19 protein-coding genes are annotated in these 17734 nt (G+C 46.6%); 4 read left to right on the forward strand and 15 right to left on the reverse strand.

The annotated features are described in order from the left end of the window. Positions 1-79: 79 nt before the first annotated feature. From thrB to cotNH, 4 genes are all read right to left on the reverse strand, one after another. Positions 80-1009, reverse strand: coding sequence for a homoserine kinase (gene thrB, locus M1D65_RS15925; protein ID WP_003228699.1), 930 nt, complete (start codon positions 1007-1009; stop codon positions 80-82). After that, positions 1006-2064, reverse strand: coding sequence for a threonine synthase (gene thrC, locus M1D65_RS15930; RefSeq protein ID WP_032727094.1), 1059 nt, complete (start codon positions 2062-2064; stop codon positions 1006-1008). The genes thrB and thrC overlap by 4 nt, the downstream gene beginning before the upstream one ends. After that, on the reverse strand, positions 2064-3365 hold the full coding sequence (locus M1D65_RS15935; protein ID WP_014665242.1) for a homoserine dehydrogenase: 1302 nt from the start codon (positions 3363-3365) through the stop codon (positions 2064-2066). Before M1D65_RS15935 ends, thrC begins: the two co-directional genes overlap by 1 nt. 200 nt (positions 3366-3565) lie before the next feature. Further along, positions 3566-4585 (reverse strand): spore coat-associated protein CotNH, encoded by a 1020-nt coding sequence (gene cotNH, locus M1D65_RS15940; protein ID WP_031315327.1) that lies wholly within the window; start codon positions 4583-4585, stop codon positions 3566-3568. Positions 4586-4737: 152 nt separating this feature from the next. Between cotNH and M1D65_RS15945 the strand changes: the two genes are divergently transcribed. Next, complete coding sequence (locus tag M1D65_RS15945; RefSeq protein ID WP_003243814.1) at positions 4738-5238, forward strand: phosphatidylglycerophosphatase A family protein; 501 nt, start codon at positions 4738-4740, stop codon at positions 5236-5238. Between the two features lie 26 nt (positions 5239-5264). Here the strand turns inward: M1D65_RS15945 and nucF are convergent, their stop codons facing one another. From nucF to M1D65_RS15960, 3 genes are read right to left on the reverse strand one after another with little or no spacing between them, the layout of a single operon-like run. Next, entirely contained in the window at positions 5265-6035 is a 771-nt protein-coding gene (gene nucF / locus M1D65_RS15950) for a 5' nucleotidase NucF (protein ID WP_021480535.1), read from the reverse strand. 28 nt (positions 6036-6063) lie between these two features. Further along, positions 6064-6498, reverse strand: a complete 435-nt coding sequence (locus M1D65_RS15955; RefSeq protein WP_003228684.1) for a DUF86 domain-containing protein — start codon at positions 6496-6498, stop codon at positions 6064-6066. A gap of 23 nt (positions 6499-6521) precedes the next feature. Further along, positions 6522-6797, reverse strand: a complete 276-nt coding sequence (locus tag M1D65_RS15960) for a YutD family protein (protein ID WP_003228682.1) — start codon at positions 6795-6797, stop codon at positions 6522-6524. A 113-nt stretch (positions 6798-6910) separates the two neighbouring features. On the opposite strand from M1D65_RS15960, the gene M1D65_RS15965 reads away from it, so the two are divergent. After that, complete coding sequence (locus M1D65_RS15965; protein WP_021480537.1) at positions 6911-7543, forward strand: YhcN/YlaJ family sporulation lipoprotein; 633 nt, start codon at positions 6911-6913, stop codon at positions 7541-7543. 15 nt (positions 7544-7558) lie between these two features. On the opposite strand, the gene lipA is transcribed toward M1D65_RS15965, so the two are convergent. Further along, a complete protein-coding gene (gene lipA / locus M1D65_RS15970) occupies positions 7559-8455 on the reverse strand; it encodes a lipoyl synthase (RefSeq protein WP_003222888.1) in 897 nt (298 codons plus the stop codon). Between the two features lie 234 nt (positions 8456-8689). Here lipA and lytH point away from each other — a divergent pair, with 234 nt between their 5' ends. After that, the gene (lytH, locus tag M1D65_RS15975; RefSeq protein WP_003243462.1) at positions 8690-9670 is read left to right on the forward strand and encodes an L-Ala--D-Glu endopeptidase; all 981 of its coding nucleotides are present in this window, start codon (positions 8690-8692) and stop codon (positions 9668-9670) included. A gap of 27 nt (positions 9671-9697) precedes the next feature. Here the strand turns inward: lytH and yunB are convergent, their stop codons facing one another. The 7 genes from yunB to M1D65_RS16010 form a co-directional block, all read right to left on the reverse strand. Continuing rightward, positions 9698-10465: a sporulation protein YunB gene (gene yunB / locus M1D65_RS15980; RefSeq protein ID WP_015483652.1), complete on the reverse strand. Its 768-nt coding sequence runs from the start codon at positions 10463-10465 to the stop codon at positions 9698-9700. 72 nt (positions 10466-10537) lie between these two features. After that, positions 10538-10843: a YunC family protein gene (locus M1D65_RS15985; RefSeq protein WP_019712942.1), complete on the reverse strand. Its 306-nt coding sequence runs from the start codon at positions 10841-10843 to the stop codon at positions 10538-10540. Between the two features lie 64 nt (positions 10844-10907). Beyond that, complete coding sequence (locus M1D65_RS15990) at positions 10908-12296, reverse strand: bifunctional metallophosphatase/5'-nucleotidase (RefSeq protein WP_456270624.1); 1389 nt, start codon at positions 12294-12296, stop codon at positions 10908-10910. A gap of 19 nt (positions 12297-12315) precedes the next feature. Further along, positions 12316-13137: a sulfite exporter TauE/SafE family protein gene (locus M1D65_RS15995; RefSeq protein WP_003228670.1), complete on the reverse strand. Its 822-nt coding sequence runs from the start codon at positions 13135-13137 to the stop codon at positions 12316-12318. A 17-nt stretch (positions 13138-13154) separates the two neighbouring features. Continuing rightward, positions 13155-14003, reverse strand: coding sequence for a DUF72 domain-containing protein (locus tag M1D65_RS16000; protein ID WP_003243895.1), 849 nt, complete (start codon positions 14001-14003; stop codon positions 13155-13157). Between the two features lie 37 nt (positions 14004-14040). Beyond that, positions 14041-14388 carry a YunG family protein gene (locus M1D65_RS16005; protein ID WP_014480757.1) on the reverse strand — a complete coding sequence of 116 codons (348 nt, stop codon included), beginning with the start codon at positions 14386-14388 and terminating at the stop codon, positions 14041-14043. Between the two features lie 96 nt (positions 14389-14484). Further along, positions 14485-15825, reverse strand: coding sequence for an allantoinase (locus M1D65_RS16010; protein WP_015483655.1), 1341 nt, complete (start codon positions 15823-15825; stop codon positions 14485-14487). A gap of 174 nt (positions 15826-15999) precedes the next feature. Between M1D65_RS16010 and pucR the strand changes: the two genes are divergently transcribed. Beyond that, positions 16000-17595, forward strand: coding sequence for a purine catabolism transcriptional regulator PucR (gene pucR / locus M1D65_RS16015; protein ID WP_456270625.1), 1596 nt, complete (start codon positions 16000-16002; stop codon positions 17593-17595). The last annotated feature ends 139 nt before the right edge of the window (positions 17596-17734 follow it).

The following is a 17734-nucleotide window of genomic DNA, read 5'->3' on the forward strand; positions in this document are numbered from 1 at the left end:
CGTTTTTCTAAATAAAAACTCCTTTATCTCCAGCAAAAAAAAGCGCCCTCCGCTGACGCTGAGGAACGCTTGGCATGATCTATACACTTTTTACTTGATATAAAGGATTTCGCTCTATTATACTTCCCTCTTTCGGAACGGTCAAAGCGTCTACTTCACAATGAGGGAAATGAAGCGCGAGCTGTTCTTTTAGCTCTTCTCCCTTTCCTTTTTCGGTCATGACGAGAATCGTTGGGCCTGCTCCGCTGAGAGCCGTTCCATATGCGCCCTTCATCTCGGCGACGTGCTCTACTTTTGACAGCTCAGGCACAAGCATCGCCCGGTACGGCTGATGGAACATATCCTTCTTCATGATTTTCCCGACAAGGGGCCAATCCTTGGACATGATCGCAGCAATGAGGATATTGCTGACAGCACTTGCTTTTACGGCATCGGCATATGGAAACTCCTTCGGAAGCACGTCTCTCGCGTCTCTTGTCAGCACTTCATAAAAAGGAATCACAACGACTACGTCAATGTCAGCATTCGGGACGCGGATCATTTGGGTCTCGTCATCCTCATGCAGACCGATCACAAGTCCGCCGACGAGAGAAGCGCCAGCATTGTCCGGGTGTCCTTCTTCTAGACTGGCTAAATGCAGCTTGTCCGCTTCAGACAGCTTTAAGCCGCATAATTCATCAGCCAGTTCAATGGCCGCTACAATCGCCGCGGCGCTGCTGCCAAGGCCGCGTGCAAGCGGGATGTCGCTCCACACCTTCACATGGACAGGAGGCATTTCTTTTCCGTACAAATCTGCGGTCCGTTTAGCCACTTGATAGATCAGGTTATCTGTACCCGCCGGAATTCCGGCGACTGTTTCTGTTTCAGCCTCAAAAGACCATTTGTCGCTTTCAAAGACGGTCAGCTTCAAATATCTGCTGAGCGCCATTCCGACTGAATCAAAGCCGGGGCCTAGGTTAGCTGTGCTTCCGGGAACAGTGACAGAGAACAGCATGTCGGCTTCGTTCATACACGGGCCGCTCCTTTTACATATTCAAGGATGCTGTCTTCATCAGTCGGCAATGTGACAGGCTTGATTTCTGAAATGTCGACCGCTGTGTTCGGATCTTTCAGTCCGTTTCCTGTTAACACAGCTACGACCTTGCTGCCTTTCGGAATTTCTCCGGATTTCACCTGTTTCAGCACTCCTGCGATAGACGCGCAAGAACCTGGTTCTGCAAACACGCCTTCTACACGGGCGATCAACTGATATGCGTGAAGGATTTCATCATCAGTGACTTCGTCAATTTTCCCATTGGATTCCTCGGCTGCCTTTACAGCTTTGTCCCAGCTTGCCGGGTTTCCGATACGAATGGCTGTCGCTATTGTTTCCGGATTTTCAATCACTTCATTGCGCACGATTGCCGCCGCACCCTCAGCTTCAAAGCCGCGCATTTTCGGAAGGCCTGTGCCGTTTTTCTCATGATATTCCTTGAAGCCCTTCCAGTACGCAGTGATGTTTCCCGCGTTTCCGACCGGGATCGCTAAAACATCAGGCGCTTCCCCCAGCTGTTCGCACACTTCGAAGGCAGCAGTTTTTTGACCTTCAATGCGGTAAGGGTTGACTGAGTTGACAAGGGCAATCGGTGATTTCTCACAGATGGAACGGACAATTTTAAGCGCATCGTCAAAGTTTCCGTCAATTGCGATAATCTCGGCTCCGTACATGACAGCTTGAGCGAGTTTTCCAAATGCAATTTTTCCGTTCGGGATGATGACAATGCATTTCATGTTAGCACGGGCTGCATATGCTGCCGCAGCAGCGGAAGTGTTACCTGTTGACGCGCACATAATCGTGTCATTGCCTTCTTCTTTTGCCTTTGCCACAGCCATAACCATTCCGCGATCTTTAAATGATCCCGTAGGATTGACGCCTTCCGTTTTGACATGAAGCTCAATTCCGAGCTGCTCAGACAGCTTCGGCAGGTGAATAAGAGGTGTGTTTCCTTCATGTAAAGTTAGCGCCGGTGTTTGATCTGTTACAGGTAAAAATTCTTTATATTGCTGGATAAGTCCTTTCCACATTAGCTCCAACCGTTCCCTTCTACACGATATGTGCTTTTGACTTCTTGAACGACTTCCAAATCATTTAGGTTTTGCAAAATATCACTGAAATCAGCTTCTGATGTATGATGTGTGACAATTACGATTTCAGCTAACTCATCATGGCCTTTAATTGGCAGCTGAAGGATTTTTTCAAAGCTCACGCCCCGCTCTGAGAACACAGATGTAATTTTCGAGAATGAACCAACCTCATCTTTTACATGAATTCTTAAAAACTGCTGTGCATAAATGTCAGACGGCGATTTCATGTTTTTCTCATATTGCGGTCCGACAAAGCTGTTGCCGGTTACACCGAGGCGCATATTTTTCATGACAGCGACGAGGTCAGAAACAACGGATGTCGCTGTCGGCATGCTTCCGGCTCCCGGCCCGTAGAACATCGTCTCACCGACAGCCTCGCCGTATACATAAACAGCGTTAAACTCATTATGAACAGCAGAAAGCGGATGGTGGTCAGGAAGCAGTGTCGGCTGTACGCTGACCTCGATTTTGCTGCCGTCACGCTGAGCAATCCCGATCAGCTTCATTGTATAGCCGAGGCGTTTGCTGAAGCTGATGTCCTCGTCTGTAATTTGGGAGATCCCCTTTACTTTGACGTCTTCCAGATCTACGTTCATCGAGAAGCCGAGGCGCGCCAATATCGCCATTTTCCGTGCGGCGTCAAGTCCTTCCACGTCAGAAGTCGGATCAGCTTCGGCAAAACCGAGATCCTGCGCTTCCTTAAGCACTTCCTCGTATGGGCTTTTCTCTTTGATCATTTTGGTTAAGATAAAGTTTGTTGTGCCGTTCACAATTCCCATCATTTTTGTAATTCGATCAGATGAGAGGCCTTCCTCTAACGTGCGCAGAATCGGAATCCCGCCGGCAACACTGGCTTCAAAGTAGATATCGCATCCATTTTCCTTCGCTTCAGCAAGCAGCTCGGAGCCGTATACAGCCATTAAGTCCTTGTTTGCTGTGACAACATGCTTTTTCGATCTCAGCGCGTCGACCAAATATTGTTTTGTCTGCTCAACGCCGCCGATCACCTCGATGACGACATCAACATCTGGATCATCAATGACATCATACACTTCTGTTGTAAGCACTTCTTTCGGCAAATCTACTTCTCTCTTTTTCTCTACATCTTTTACAAGCACTTTTTTTATCGTAACCGGACAGCCGACCTGATGCATAAGCTTATCCTGATGGTCTTGAATAATTTTAACGACACCGCTTCCGACGGTACCTAAACCTAAAAGCCCTACACGAATCGCTTTCAAAAAAACTCCACCTTTCTTTTGATTGTCCTCTTGAAAAAGACAATTGTTAACTCAACACAGACATATAAGTTACAAACATTATATAAGCCCGCTCCTATTTTGACAAGACAGCATTAGGCTGAATTTTGCGAATGTAAACGCTTAACGCATTGATATGACAAGATTCTTTATTTTCTAATTATTTTTGTCAGATTTTCTCCTCACCCTGAGCTGCCTTTGCCGAGCCAGCTGACGCGTGGAACAAACAGCTTCTGCGCCCTCATATTCATGAATTCCTGCGCTGTATTGAGAAATTGTTCATAACGCCCACAGTCATTAAGAATGAAGTCAAGCTGTTCTTCAAAATAATGCTTTTCTGATTCTGATGACATGTAATAGCTTTCCACGATTTCAAAATAATGAAGCGGAAAAAGCAGGCGGCTGTATAAAAGGCGTTTCGAAAATGAAGACAGCGGTGTGACTTGCTCGTATTCCTGTAAAAAGAGAAAGCCCTGCTGATTAAAATCTTGTCTGTGATGCAAAAACGTATGCCTCATATATTCAGCCAAATCACGGGAAGCGTGGTCAAACACCCAATCGGCCGGAATCCTGATCAATGATTCCGGTGACCATGTATGCCTTTCCATCCGCTGATGGCATATCGTTCCTGAATCAGCGGCTTGGGGCTTGTCATCCAGCTCAGTGTCCACTAAATATTGTATCGCGTTTTCTGACAGTCCTAAATAATAGGGAAATGATTCGATCATTTTTTTATCGAATGGCTCATGCGGAGGGGTCTGAACCTTTCTCTGCCAAAATGCTTCCAGCTGATCAATTCGTTTTCCCCACAGATCCTTCCACTGGCCGATTCTTCCGGCTGCCTTCACCTCATACGGATATCCTCGGCCTTTTCGGTGAAATTCCGCCAGCTCCGCTCCAATGGAGAACGCCCTGTTTGAATAAGGGGGGGCCGCCTTCAGCAGAGCGTACGTTTTTCCATCATGTTCAAATGTCAGCTCACCTTCTTTTGTAAAGATAAAAACCGAAACGTATGGGTCACTTTGTTCTTGTAAATACTGACTCATGTAATAAAGCTCCGCCAGCTCTGTATCTGAGAATTGGGAAACGGGGACAATCAGAAAGTATGAATTAGGCGTCTGAAAGCATTGATATGTGTGCTGGTACATGGAAAGCTGCCTGATGTGAATGCCGTATTTTTCTTTTATTGTACCTTTCACCAAGATCACCTGCCTGTTGAATTAGGGCTCATCACATCGTAGTCATACACAGCCGGAATTATGAATACATATTTTAATCCGAAGAAGGCGCAAGAAAAAGTCGTAAACTTCTCAAGCATTTTGTATAAACTAGTAAAAAAGATTGGGTGAAGCTGATGTCAGAAAACGAACAATTCAGTCAGATGGAAGCTAAAGCAAGAGCACGGATGAAGGAGCGCGGCGTTGAGGTATCAGACATTGCCGAGCTTGTCTTTTTTCTGCAGAAAAAATATCATCCGGATCTAACCATTGATGAATGCACGCTGAACGTCAATCGTGTTCTCGCAAAACGCGAGGTGCAAAACGCGATTTTAACGGGCATTGAATTGGATGTTCTTGCTGAGCAGAAAAAACTGTCTGAACCGCTGCAAACGATGCTGGAAATAGATGAAAGCCTATATGGAGTAGATGAAGTTCTGGCATTTTCCATTGTGAACATTTACGGATCGATCGGGTTTACGAACTACGGTTACATCGACAAAGAAAAACCCGGAATCCTTAAACGATTGAATGATAAATCAACCGGTGAATGCCATACTTTTTTAGATGACATCGTCGGAGCGATTTCCGCCGCGGCTTCAAGCAGACTTGCTCACCGCGCGCGGCATACAGAATAAGGGCACCCTTTTAGGGCGCCCTTTTTTCAAATGTATGGAATCCATTCAGTCAGAGAGTCAATGGCGTGAGTCGGTTTTTCCATATCGTCTGTTATATGTTCTCTTTTCGTTACGCCTGTGTGAACGAGCAGCGTATCCATACCCGCGTTAATGCCGGCCATAATATCAGTGGCGTAGTTGTCGCCGACCATGAGTGTTTCAGACATATCTGTGCCGAGAACGCGCATCGCCTGCTCCATAATAATTGATTCCGGCTTGCCGATAAATACAGGCTGTACACCTGTAGATACGGTTAACACTGATGTCAGTGAGCCGTTTCCCGGCAGAAGCCCTCTTTCAGTCGGAATCGCAATATCTCCGTTAGTGGAAATAAAGCGGGCGCCATTTCTGATTGCCAGGCAGCCGACAGCAAATTTTTCGTATGTAATGGAACGGTCGATGCCAACAACGACAAAGTCCGCGTTTTCTCCGCCAAATGTCAGGCCATTTTCTTCAATCGCCTGGCGGATTCCTTCCTCCCCAATCACATACACAGACGCGTCTTTTTTCTGCTGTGCAATGTGCTGGGCAGTTGCCATGCTGGTCGTGAAGACCTGCTCTTCTGTTGCCGGAATATCAAAAGACACGAGCTTGTCCGCTACCTGCTTCGGTGTGCGCGAAGAGTTGTTTGTCACGAAAAGATAAGGAACGCCGCGATCTTTCAGCGTTCTGACAAATTCACACGCTTCCTCGATTTTTTCCGTGCCATTGTACATCGTTCCGTCTAAATCAATTAAATACCCTTTATATGTTTTCATATCCAACACTCCTGTGGCTTTCCAGTTGTTATTTAAACGCAGAAACAGGTCCTAGCTCTGTTTCCAAATAGCTTCTGATCCGTTTCGGGAAGTCCTGAAGAGCTGTTTGATGCGCCTTGATCAGCCTGTAAAGCTCGCCGCTGTCAGCGAGCAGATACTGTTGAACCAACGTTTTGCGGTAGGCGATCAATTTTTTGAGCTCATCACCCTCTTTTTCCGTGACAACTTTCTCATCAACAAGTATATCCATAATGTCGTCATAGCTGCCCGGGTCCCGCATAATAAAGCCGTCAATCATGTCATTGCCTGTATCCAAAATGCATTCGATTAACAGATGGCCTATACGCTGAAGTGCCAATTCCCCGATTTCAGACTGCCAGTCTGTTTGTGAGTCAAATAGCGCCAGCTGGTGCTCGAAGAACCCTAGTGTTTTCTCGATTTTGCTTCTGTCAACAAAATACATGACAGCATCCCCTTTGTGTATATTTATTTTCTGATCCGTTTCAAGACAAAATACGCACAGCCGAAATTGCAGTATTCGTAAATATATTCATCTAATGTGCTGATTTTCGTTTCGAAGGTTGCCTTTTGATTCTGGTCGTCAAAGAAGCCCTTGAGCCTTAACTGACCATATCCCCAGTCTCCCACAATATAATCGTATTTATTTAATATATCGGAGTAGCGGGCTTTAAAAGCCTCTTCGTTGAAGCCGTCTTTGAAATTGTGCACCAATTCAAATTCGGCATTTTGAATAAGAATCATGATCTCACCTCTTTTTCACTCATTCCTATCATAATTCATTGCCCCGTCCCCATCAATTGCTAAAGAATAAATCATGCGATTTGGCTACCCTACACATGAGGAGGGATTGATAAATGAAACGAACCGCTGTCAGCCTCTGCCTGCTGACCGGACTATTATCCGGGTGCGGAGGCGCAGGATTGGATAATGCCCAAAATGTCCGGAATCAGACGCAGAATCAAACCAAACCCATTCATGTGTCGGACCGCAACGAGGCTTTTAACAGGCATAATGAGAACGAACAATTTGGCTATGTCCGCTATCAAAAAGAACAATTTGACGGAGACCAGCAGAAAACGCCGGTGATGAACCGGGAAGAAACCGCTCACATGATATCAAGTTTAACGGTTCAGCTCCCCCATATTCAAGATGCTGCGACATTGGTGACTGACCGAGAAGCGCTTGTCGTATACAAAACCGATTCTAAAAACCGGGAGCTGACCGCCGATCAGGTGAAAAAAACAGCGGCTTCCGTGATACCGCGATACTATCACGTGTATATTTCCGATAATCCAAACCATATGCAGTCCGTCGAAAATTACAGCAATCTCGGCTCTGGTTCAAGGGATATCAGAGAGATCATGTCGGGGACGATTCAAGAAATGAAAACCTCCCCGCAAGGAAGCCCTGTCTCAGAGAATGAAAATGCCAATGGAGAAACGCGTCAGGACATGAAAATCGATAGGAATGACAAAAACGCCAGATGATCTGGCGTTTTGGCATTATGCTTGGGCTTGACGCTTTTTAGATGCTTCGTTTACTTGTTCATCCGCATGGTAAGAGGAACGGACAAGCGGACCGGCTTCACAATGGCTGAAGCCTTTTTGCATCGCGATTTCTTTTAATTCTGCAAATTCATCAGGATGGTAGTATTTTTGGACTTTCAAGTGTTTTTTCGTCGGCTGCAGATATTGGCCGATTGCCATAATATCCACGTTGTTCGCCAAAAGGTCGTCCATTACTTCAATAATCTCTTCTTTTGTTTCGCCGAGCCCGATCATGATACTTGATTTTGTCGGAATGTCAGGCTGCATTTCCTTCGCACGGCGCAAAAATTCCAATGAACGGTCGTACGTCGCACGCGCACGGACTCTTGGCGTCAGGCGGCGAACCGTTTCGATATTGTGATTCAGGATGTCTGGGCGTGTATCCATTAAGGTTTTTAGGTTATCGTAGTTTCCGCCCATATCAGACGGCAGCACCTCAATTGTTGTGAACGGGCTTTTTCTGCGGATCGCACGGACAGTTTCCGCGAAAATGCCTGCCCCTCCATCTTTCTGATCGTCACGCGCAACAGCCGTAATAACCGCGTGCTTCAGATTCATAAGCGCGACTGAATCCGCTACGCGTTCCGGCTCTTGCAGGTCAAGCTCAGTTGGAAGGCCTGTTTTGACAGCACAGAAACGGCATGCTCTTGTACAAACAGAACCTAAAATCATAAATGTCGCTGTACGTCTGACAGCCCAGCATTCATGAATATTCGGACATTTTGCTTCTTCGCATACGGTATGAAGGTTGTTTTCCCGCATGAGTTTTTTGAGCCCTGTATAGTTTTCATTTGTATTTAATTTAATTTTAAGCCATTCGGGCTTTCTGAGGTGTTCGTCTTTCTTTGCCAATTCCCATCATCTCCAATATCCAATATACTCAATTTCTGACACGAAACATTCTGAAAACGAGAAAGGTGCAGATTTTAGTTCTGCAACAAAAATAATGTTTTTCTAACTAAAGAAAGTCTTTTCTTTAGACACTTTAACATAGGAAAAATTTCTCGACAAGGGAAGATGATTACTGACATTTTTAAGCCAGGTTGCCGCAAACTATGTGTATTCAATATGAAAGGAGATTATTTTGTGAAAGTTTTGTTATCCGCTCTTCTTCTCCTTTTGTTTGCATTTGAGCCTTCTGCGTCTGGAAAAAAACTTTCAGATCCAGTGCTGTCGAAACGGATGGAATTATATCATAAAATCGAAGCTGTGACGCAGATCCCTTGGTATGCGCTCGCCGCTGTTGATCAATACGAAGAAAACGTGCGGAGCAACCGGAAAGATCTGCCTGAAAAGGCGGGAATCATCAGCATCTATATACCCGATGATATCTGGAGCGGGCCTGAAAACCCGAATCCGAAAGACGATGCGCCGTTAAGCATTAAAGTGTTTGACGGAATCGGAATGGATGGCGATGGAGACGGGAAAGCCGAGGTCAGCAACGATGAAGATATCTTGTATACGTTCAGCCAATACTTACTGTCGTATGGCACAGATGAAGACAACATCCGCATCGGGCTTTGGAATTATTACCGGCGTGATCAGACAGTGGGGATTATATCTGAATTCATGAAGCTGTTTAAAGCCTACGGCCATATTGATCTGGGCGAGCATGCATTCCCGCTTCCGATCAGAACCGATTACAGCTACCGAAGCACATGGGGAGATGCCCGCGGCTTCGGAGGAAGGCGGATTCATGAAGGTACGGATATCTTTGCCCATTACGGCCTGCCTGTCAAATCCACATGTTACGGGGTAGTTGAAATGAAGGGCTGGAACCGCTTCGGAGGATGGAGAATCGGCATCAGGGACATTAACAATACGTATCATTATTTTGCCCATCTCAATGGGTTTGCCAAAGGGATTAAAACAGGACAAATCGTTGAGCCTGGCCAAGTGATCGGATCAGTCGGCAGCTCCGGATACGGCCCGCCGGGAACCGCCGGGAAGTTCCCGCCGCATCTGCACTATGGCATGTACAAAGATAACGGAAGAACCGAATGGTCATTTGATCCATACCCGCATTTGAGGGCGTGGGAGCGATATGAATACCAAAAAAAGAAGTAACAAAAAGCCGCCTCTTCGACAGGCGGCTTATTTGCTGCTTTTTTCTTTTTTTGAATCAGCACCGTCTTCTTCTTTGCTGCTCGGGAGCTGGACAGAAGGCGTGACACCCGAGCCGCCGCTTCCATTATAAAACTGCGGCACTTCGCCCTGCACTGCTTTAATCGATACAGGAACATTATTTGTGACGACAGCGGTTTTGCTGGCAAATGGAATGATGACCTTCACTTTAATTTCGACAAAGATGCTGATATCAATAAGTGCGTTATTTATGCCATACGGCTTGATTTTGGTTTTGACATCTGTAAAAGCGTCACCGATTAAATTGAACCGGACCGGGATTTTCGGCCCGAGGTTTCCAAGAAGGCTGTTGCCGGTTACCTGTCCCAGCGGAATGTTGATCATAATGTTTTCACTGGCGCCGCTGTGTCCGGTATGGGTTTCCATCTCTTTCAAATGAGCCTGAAGCTGCTTTGTCACTTTTGTTTTCACACTGTTTACAACCTGTGTATTAAAATCGATTGTCGTTAAGTTTCCGTTTTCATCAGAATTCATTTGAAACATATCTTTCATATTTTCACTGTCAGACATATAGTCCTCAATCGAATCCTGGATCACCTCTGTCGCTATACGCTTCGTTTCCATCTCGCCGATGTCCATTAAAACAGGTTTGATCGAGCCATTGATCATCCAAAGGCTGACCGTTGTTGACAGGATAAAAAAGACAACGGACAGGAGCATCACGTAACGGAAAGGCAAAGGTCCTCTCTTGCGAAAAGGGCCGCGATATCTTGGCAAGAAAATCCCCCCTTACATATCACAATGTATGCTTGTAAGAGGGGACATAGTAATAGCCGGGGCCAATTTATTTTATTTCACCATTTTTAAAAGCGCTTCTCTGCCGCTCATGCCGACTTTGATGCCAAGATCTTCCGCAGCGTACGTGACGGATTCTAAAGGTGCGTCTAACAGCTGGTCAATGGTGCGGACACCAACTGCGCGTCCCGCCACAATGCCGCGCTCCTTTAATTTTTCATTCAGCAGCGCCACATCCAGCGCACCGCACATAATATATCCGTGATCATTGGCGACGGCCATAAAATTCGTTTTGGGAAGCTTTACTGTCACAGCTGTAAAAGGCTGTCCTTCTATCATGATCGGTGTCAGGTTTACCACGTCAACCACTCCCTTCATTCATCACTTTATGATGAAGGGCACAGCTTGTTGTGGGCTGACTGCCTTATTGCGCAAGCTTCCAAGCAAGCAGATCCCGCAAAAATTCCGGCATAAAATATTCTTTTTCTGCAGCGTCGCGAATCAACGGAAACAGTTTGCCGAGCGTAAACATATCAAGCACCGCAACGGAGTATTGTTTATGTTTTTTAATATCTTCCCCGTTCAGTGTGATCCGGGTGACGTGGGTGATCCCGTCATCGAGCCGTTTCGTTTCTACCTCCACGCCGGCATACACCATTTTCCCCATCACTTCTCCGCGGAAGCCAAGTCCTTTGATCCGGAGCTGCTCCATTTGTTCGGAAGCGGCATGGACAATGGTTTCCTTCAATTCTTCTCCCGTCAGGCGGACAGCCACCGGGTTGATCGGATGCGGACAGATGCGGTGCAGATCCAACTTTGTCACAGGACCTGCTTTTAGCGGACCGAGAATGACACCTGAATTGACCATACTGATGTCCGTCTCGCACCATTCCTTTAAGGCGTATGCCAAAAGCAAAGGTAGCTCTGATTCTTCAAACCACTTCACCTCAGCATCTTGTGCAAGCTCTGCAACGGCATCGGACAGTTTCTCCTCGGCTTCACGTTCTTTTTCATTGAGAAACGCTTTTGTTTCTGCGGATTCTCCTGTCCATTCCGCCATGTTCTGCACAGAAGCCGTTTTGCTGATGATGCTTTGCTGTACGCTGTCCACCGTGATTTCTACACAGCCGACATAATGCCCGTATTTCTCGGCGCTGGCCAGCAGTACCCCATTCACCACTTGTCCATCTTCAAGCAAATGATGGGTATGTGATTCGAGGATTACATCAATCTCAGGTACCGCTTCAGCCACTGCCTGATCATCAAGAATGCCTAAATGTGACAGCAGAACGATAATATCAGCCTGCCCTTTCACTTCCCGAATGGTTTCCTTTATGCTTTCAAGAGCATCCGTTACTGTCCATCCCAGCTTGTCATATACAGGATAATACGGCACAGTTACACCTAAGAAAGCAATGGACATACCGTTTTTCAATGATTTGATATGGTAAGGCACCGCCCAGGACGGACGGTTTCCATTTTTATCAAACAGGTTAGAGACGATGACAGGAAATTCAGCATGATCATATAAGGCAGCAAGCTCTTCATGCGGAAGCGTAATCCCTTCGTTATTGCCGATCGCCGATCCATCAATGTGAAGGCGGTTTAAGAGATCGACATTCGCTTTTCCGAATGTCGCCTCTGTCACGAATTGAAAACGATCAAGATGATCGCCAATATCAAAAACGAGCGTCTCTTCGCCGTCTGACTGATGCTCTTTTCTTTTCTGCTCGATATAATCTACAATTTTCGGCCAATTTTCAAAATGGCTGTGCAAATCATTTGTATGATATAAGCGGAGCTTCTCCTTCATAATATCTCTCCCTAATCGTTCAGCTGAAAATGCCTTCATAAATGAGCTGGCAGCCGATCAAAATCAATACGATCCGCATGATCATAACGATCGTTTTCGTCTGCATTTTTCTGTTGATGGCGGCGCCAAGCTTTCCGCCGAACCAAGCGCCGGGCACAAGCGCGAGGGCATACAGCCAATTGACGTGCCCGGAAATCATATGTGAAACAGACCCTGTCATAGAAGACAGGAAAATAATAAACATGGACGTTGCCACCGCAACCTTCGGCGGAAACAGAAATAACAGCATCATCGCCGGAACCATCAGTGATCCGCCGCCTATACCGAAAAGTCCGCCTAAAAAACCGACAACAAAGGCAATGGCAATACCCACAGAGGCCTGATATGAGTACGTATAAGGCTCACCGGCATCATCCTGAAATGTCCGGATAATTCCTTTGTGCGCTTTGTTGATTGGCCGGGCTTTCGCTTTCAGCATTAAGGATAATGAAATCAGAATCATAAAAATGCCAAACCAAACGGAAAACGAGTTTGAATTGAACAGCTTTGACACGTAAGCCCCGATCATGCTGCCGGGACCTGAACCGATAAAGAAAATGAGCCCGCTCTTATAATCAACTGTTTTATATTTAATATAAGCCAAAGTTGAAGAAAGGCCCGTAAAAATAATGACCAAAAGCGAAGTTCCAATCGCAACCTGCGGCGTCACATCCTGAAACAGCTGCGTCACTGTGCTTAAAAACATCAGAGACGGCACAATGACAATTCCGCCGCCAAGCCCGATCAGACTTCCTACCGTACCTGCGATTAATCCCAGTACGACCAAAATCACAAACGACATCAATAAAAACCTCTTTTCTAAAATAAATCGAGCTGTCTCGGAGCAAGTCCGCTGTACTCGATATCAAGCAGTTCAAGCATCTGCTTGCCATTATCCGCAGCGTCACCGCCGGAATTATTGTTGAACAGGACAAAAACATCCTTACATTGCTGCTGCAATTCATTCAGGTGCTTTTTCCAATCCTCCAGCTCCTGTTGGTTGTAGCGGTATAAGTACCTGACCTCCCGCCAGTTTTTCCCGCCATCAGGCTTCATCCAGCCCTGCTTGTTGCGTCCGTGAAACCTGACGAGCGTTTTGTTTTCATCGGTCGCGCGCAACACGGTCGGAACGCTGCCTTCTCCGATTTGCGGTTCATCACAGACACTGTGAATCCAGCCTTCCGCTTTCATAAATGAAAGCGTCTGCTCATAAAATGGCGGCGAGAACCAGGAACGGTTTCTGAATTCAAGCGCGCAAGGAATATCTCCCATTTGGTGCTTGCACCATCTCAAATAGGCGACATTCTCCTTCTTGCAGTCAAACCACGGCGGAAATTGAAACAGCACCATGGCGAGCTTATTGCTATGTAAATATGGCGTTAAAGACACCTTAAACGCATCAAACATCTCCTCTTTTGAGTCAAAGGGAATTTCGCCGCGCTGATGCCCTGTCATGCCCTGATATGCTTTCACGATAAATTGGAAGGTTTCGGGCGTTTCCTTCACCCACTTTTCATTATTGCGCGCCGGCTGAATCGCGTAAAAGCTCGCGTCTAATTCCACGATCGGAAAATGGGAGGAATAGGCCTGCAATTTTTTCTGGCTGGCCGTTTTCGGCGGATAGATGCTGTCATGATCCCCCCACCCCGTCAGTCCGATATAAATCACACTCATTCACCTCTCTTCCAGTTTATCACACGTGTTTTCAGGTTTCCTTGGAAATGCTGTTCATATGGCGGGAAAATGCAGAACGAAGATGCTGATATTGTTCCTCATTCGTATCTAAAAACGCCTCTTCTCTTGAGGAAGGAATATGCTGATATTCAATAGGCGCCTGAAACTGCTCACTCGTAAAATCGTACATCACACCATTGATGCTGTTGTAAAAATGCCAGCTCTCACCGACTTTTGTTTTGAAAATCGTGCCGCCGAAATGGTCTTGAATCACCAATGCCGTCACGCCGCATTGGCCGCATGACGGGCATTCTTCCGTCCATTTAGAGCTCGAATGACGCGACCAGGATTGCTTAAGTATGTATTTGACATGCTCCATTGCCTCCGCCTCCTTTAAAAAAAGATACCACGTTGATGAGATTTTAAAAACTAGAACGGAGGAAATCAAAAAACCCGGCGGTAAAATCCGCCGGGCTTACGAAGGAACGACCAGAGCTCCGTCAATTTCAGTGACTTTTTCCCCATCATTGTACACGCACCGGCCTTTGCTGTAAGTGGCCGAAATGCTGCAGGGAAATGTATGTCCTTCGTAAATGCTTTTTTTATGCTTTGCAAACATCGATTCTCTTGTAACAGTGTACGGCTCCATGCTGACGAGCACGAAATCTGCATCACACCCCGCCTCAAGCCGCCCTTTTTTCTGAAGGCCGAATCGTTTTGCAGGGGCCGCCGCTGTCCATTCTGCGATGGTTTCAAACGGAATCTGATGCTCAAGCGCCAGTTCCAGCATTCCTAATAAAGTGAACTGCCCGCCGCTGATTCCACCCCATGATAAAAACATGTTATCCTCCCGCTTCAAGGATGGACGGCAGGGGGAATGGTCTGAGGAAACCATGTCAATGTCCCCGGCAATGAGCGTCTCGATCAGCGTCTCTTTTGATTGCCGCGACCGGAGCGGAGGCGCGCATTTTGCGACAGAGCCCCTTTGCCGTAAATCGTCATGGCTGAACAAGACATAATGCGGGCATGTTTCAACCGAAACATCAAGACCTTCCTGTTTCGCCTCTCTGATCAGCCGGACCGCTTTCGCCGTGCTGATATGGACAAAATGAACCGGACAGCCTGTCACCTTCGCATACTGAATCGTGCGATACACCGCTTCAACTTCTGCTTCCTCCGGGCGGGAGGCGGCGTACGCATCCGCATCCACCTTTCCTTTATTGGCCAAAACCATCTGCAAGTAGCTTGTGATCGCGTCGCTTTCCGCGTGGAGAGCGAGGATTTTTCCTGCAGCCGCGATTTCTGCCATGCCTTTGAGCAATGTCCGTTCATCAACAGAGCGGAACTCATCAGTGCCTGACTTTGATAAAAACGCTTTAAACCCGATCGCTCCCGCTTCAGCCATCGGACGGATGTCCTCGATATGGCCTGGCACAAGGCCGCCCCATAGCGCAAAATCCACGGCAGATTTTTGCCTGCCTAGCTCAGCTTTTGCGAGAAGATGCTCTGCCGTCACGGTTGATGGAATACAGTTGAGCGGCATATCAAAATAGGTGGTGCAGCCGCCTGCGGCCATCATTTGAGAACCTGTTTCAAACCCCTCCCAATCCTCCCTGCCCGGTTCATTAAAATGAACATGGCAGTCTATCACACCAGGAAACACGTATTTCCCGTCTGCCTGGATGATTTCCGTCCCGCTTGCTTCAATGTCAGAACCTATCTCGGCAATGACACCGTTTTGAACTGCAATCTCAGCTTCTATAACGCCATCTGGCGTAACTGCCTTCGCACCTTTTATCACCATATCGTAAGCCATATTGATCCCCCCATGTCAGGATGACGATTTTTCATGTCAGTTTATGTAACACAACCAGTTCTATTTTCAACAGTTTACTGCTACTATGATCGTATTACATCAGCAAAACCGCTAGAATTCCTATTGAAAATTATTCACCTTAACCAATGTTTTTATAGAAAAGGAGAATGCGCTATGAATATTTTTGATGTGATGAAAATACCGGCTTTTGAAAACGCCAATTTAATCGCTGGAAAAGCAGGAGGGGAAAGAGAGGTTCAGCATGTCAATATGATGGACGCTCCGGATATCGCAGACTTTTTGCATAAGAATGAATTGCTCGTCACCACCGCCTATCACCTGAAGGATCACCCGCATCAATTATCTGAACTGATTCGGCAAATGGCAAAACGCGGCTGCGCGGGCCTCGGCATTAAAACAAAGCGCTATCTGGAAGATATCCCGAAGGAAATCATCGAACTGGCCGATTCATATGCGTTTCCGATCATTGAACTTCCAGAACACATCCGCCTCGGCAATATTGTAAATGCCACACTCAGCCACATTCTCGATATGCGTTCTAACGAGCTGCAGCAAGCCATTTACGCGCACAAAAAATTCACAAACCACATTATGAGCGGCAAGGGGCTGCAATCCCTCCTTAAAAAGGTGTCAGACCTCCTTCAGCTTCCCGTGCTGCTGCTTGACCAGCATGCCAAAATGCTGTCCGCGTCTCATCAGATTTCAGTTGAGACTGAAAAGCTGAAAGGCACCCTGAATACCGTATCCGGGCCGTTTTTCACTTGTTTCTCTACAATCTCAGATCAGAAAACATATTCTGTCCTGCCTATTTATAATCACGAAAAAAACTGCGGATACCTGCTGATACCGGACATGGTCCAGGCCGGCGATAAAGGATTGATCCTCACGATTGAACAAGCGGCCAACGTCATTTCCTTTGAACTGCTGAAGGAAAATGCGCTGAAGCAGTTCAGCCGGCGGGCTCGCAATGAGTTTTTCAACAATTTTATTGAACGGTCCTTTTCTTCAGATGACGAAATCAAAAACCGGGCGAAAGAATTCAAGCTGCGCTGGGATCAAAAATACATGTGCATTGCCGGCAAACTCGATCGGAATGATGAATCAATCAGTTTTACAGAAAATCAGCTCGCTTCCGACAGCGTATTCGAATTTCTTGAAGGTGAACTATCAGCCTTCCCGTTTCCGCCTCACTTCTTTATGAAAGGAAATGTCGGCATTATTCTAATCGAGGCGACAGACAGCTGGAGTGAAATGCACGCCTCGGTGATCAGCTTTTTAGAACAGTTTCAAACACAGGTCAGCGCTCAATTTAAACGAACCGTGTCCTTTGGCATCAGCAATATCTGCCAAAAGCTCATTGATGTTCCCGACGCTTTCACAGAAGCTTCTGATGCTCTGCAATCGGGGCATTTGTCAAGAAGCACCGCATTTATCCAGGTGTATCACGCCAAAGATGTACCTGAGCTTCTGCGCTTGCTCCCAGTTGAGGATTTGAAGAAATTTTACAACTCCACGCTTCAGAGCCTCGCTGAAAAACAGCAGGAGGATCAAAGCCTGCTTCATACGCTTTCCGTCTATTTAGAGACACACTGCCAAATTTCAGAGACGGCAAAGCGTCTGTACGTTCATCGCAATACGGTCATATACCGCCTTGAAAAATGCGAAGAGCTTCTGGGTAAAAGCTTAAAAGATCCTGAAACAACGATGCGTTTGCGGCTTGCCTTACGTATGCAACGGCTGATCAGCTAACGTTTGTCACATTTTCCTACAAAATGAATCATTTTTCGTCACTTTCAGCAATCACACCTGTCTTTTTCAGCTACTGTATCCAATGACACCCCTCGGCCGGCACGATATCATGTTACTAAAGTTCACATACAGGGAGGGA

The sequence above is a fragment of the Bacillus sp. JZ39 genome (assembly GCF_053903145.1).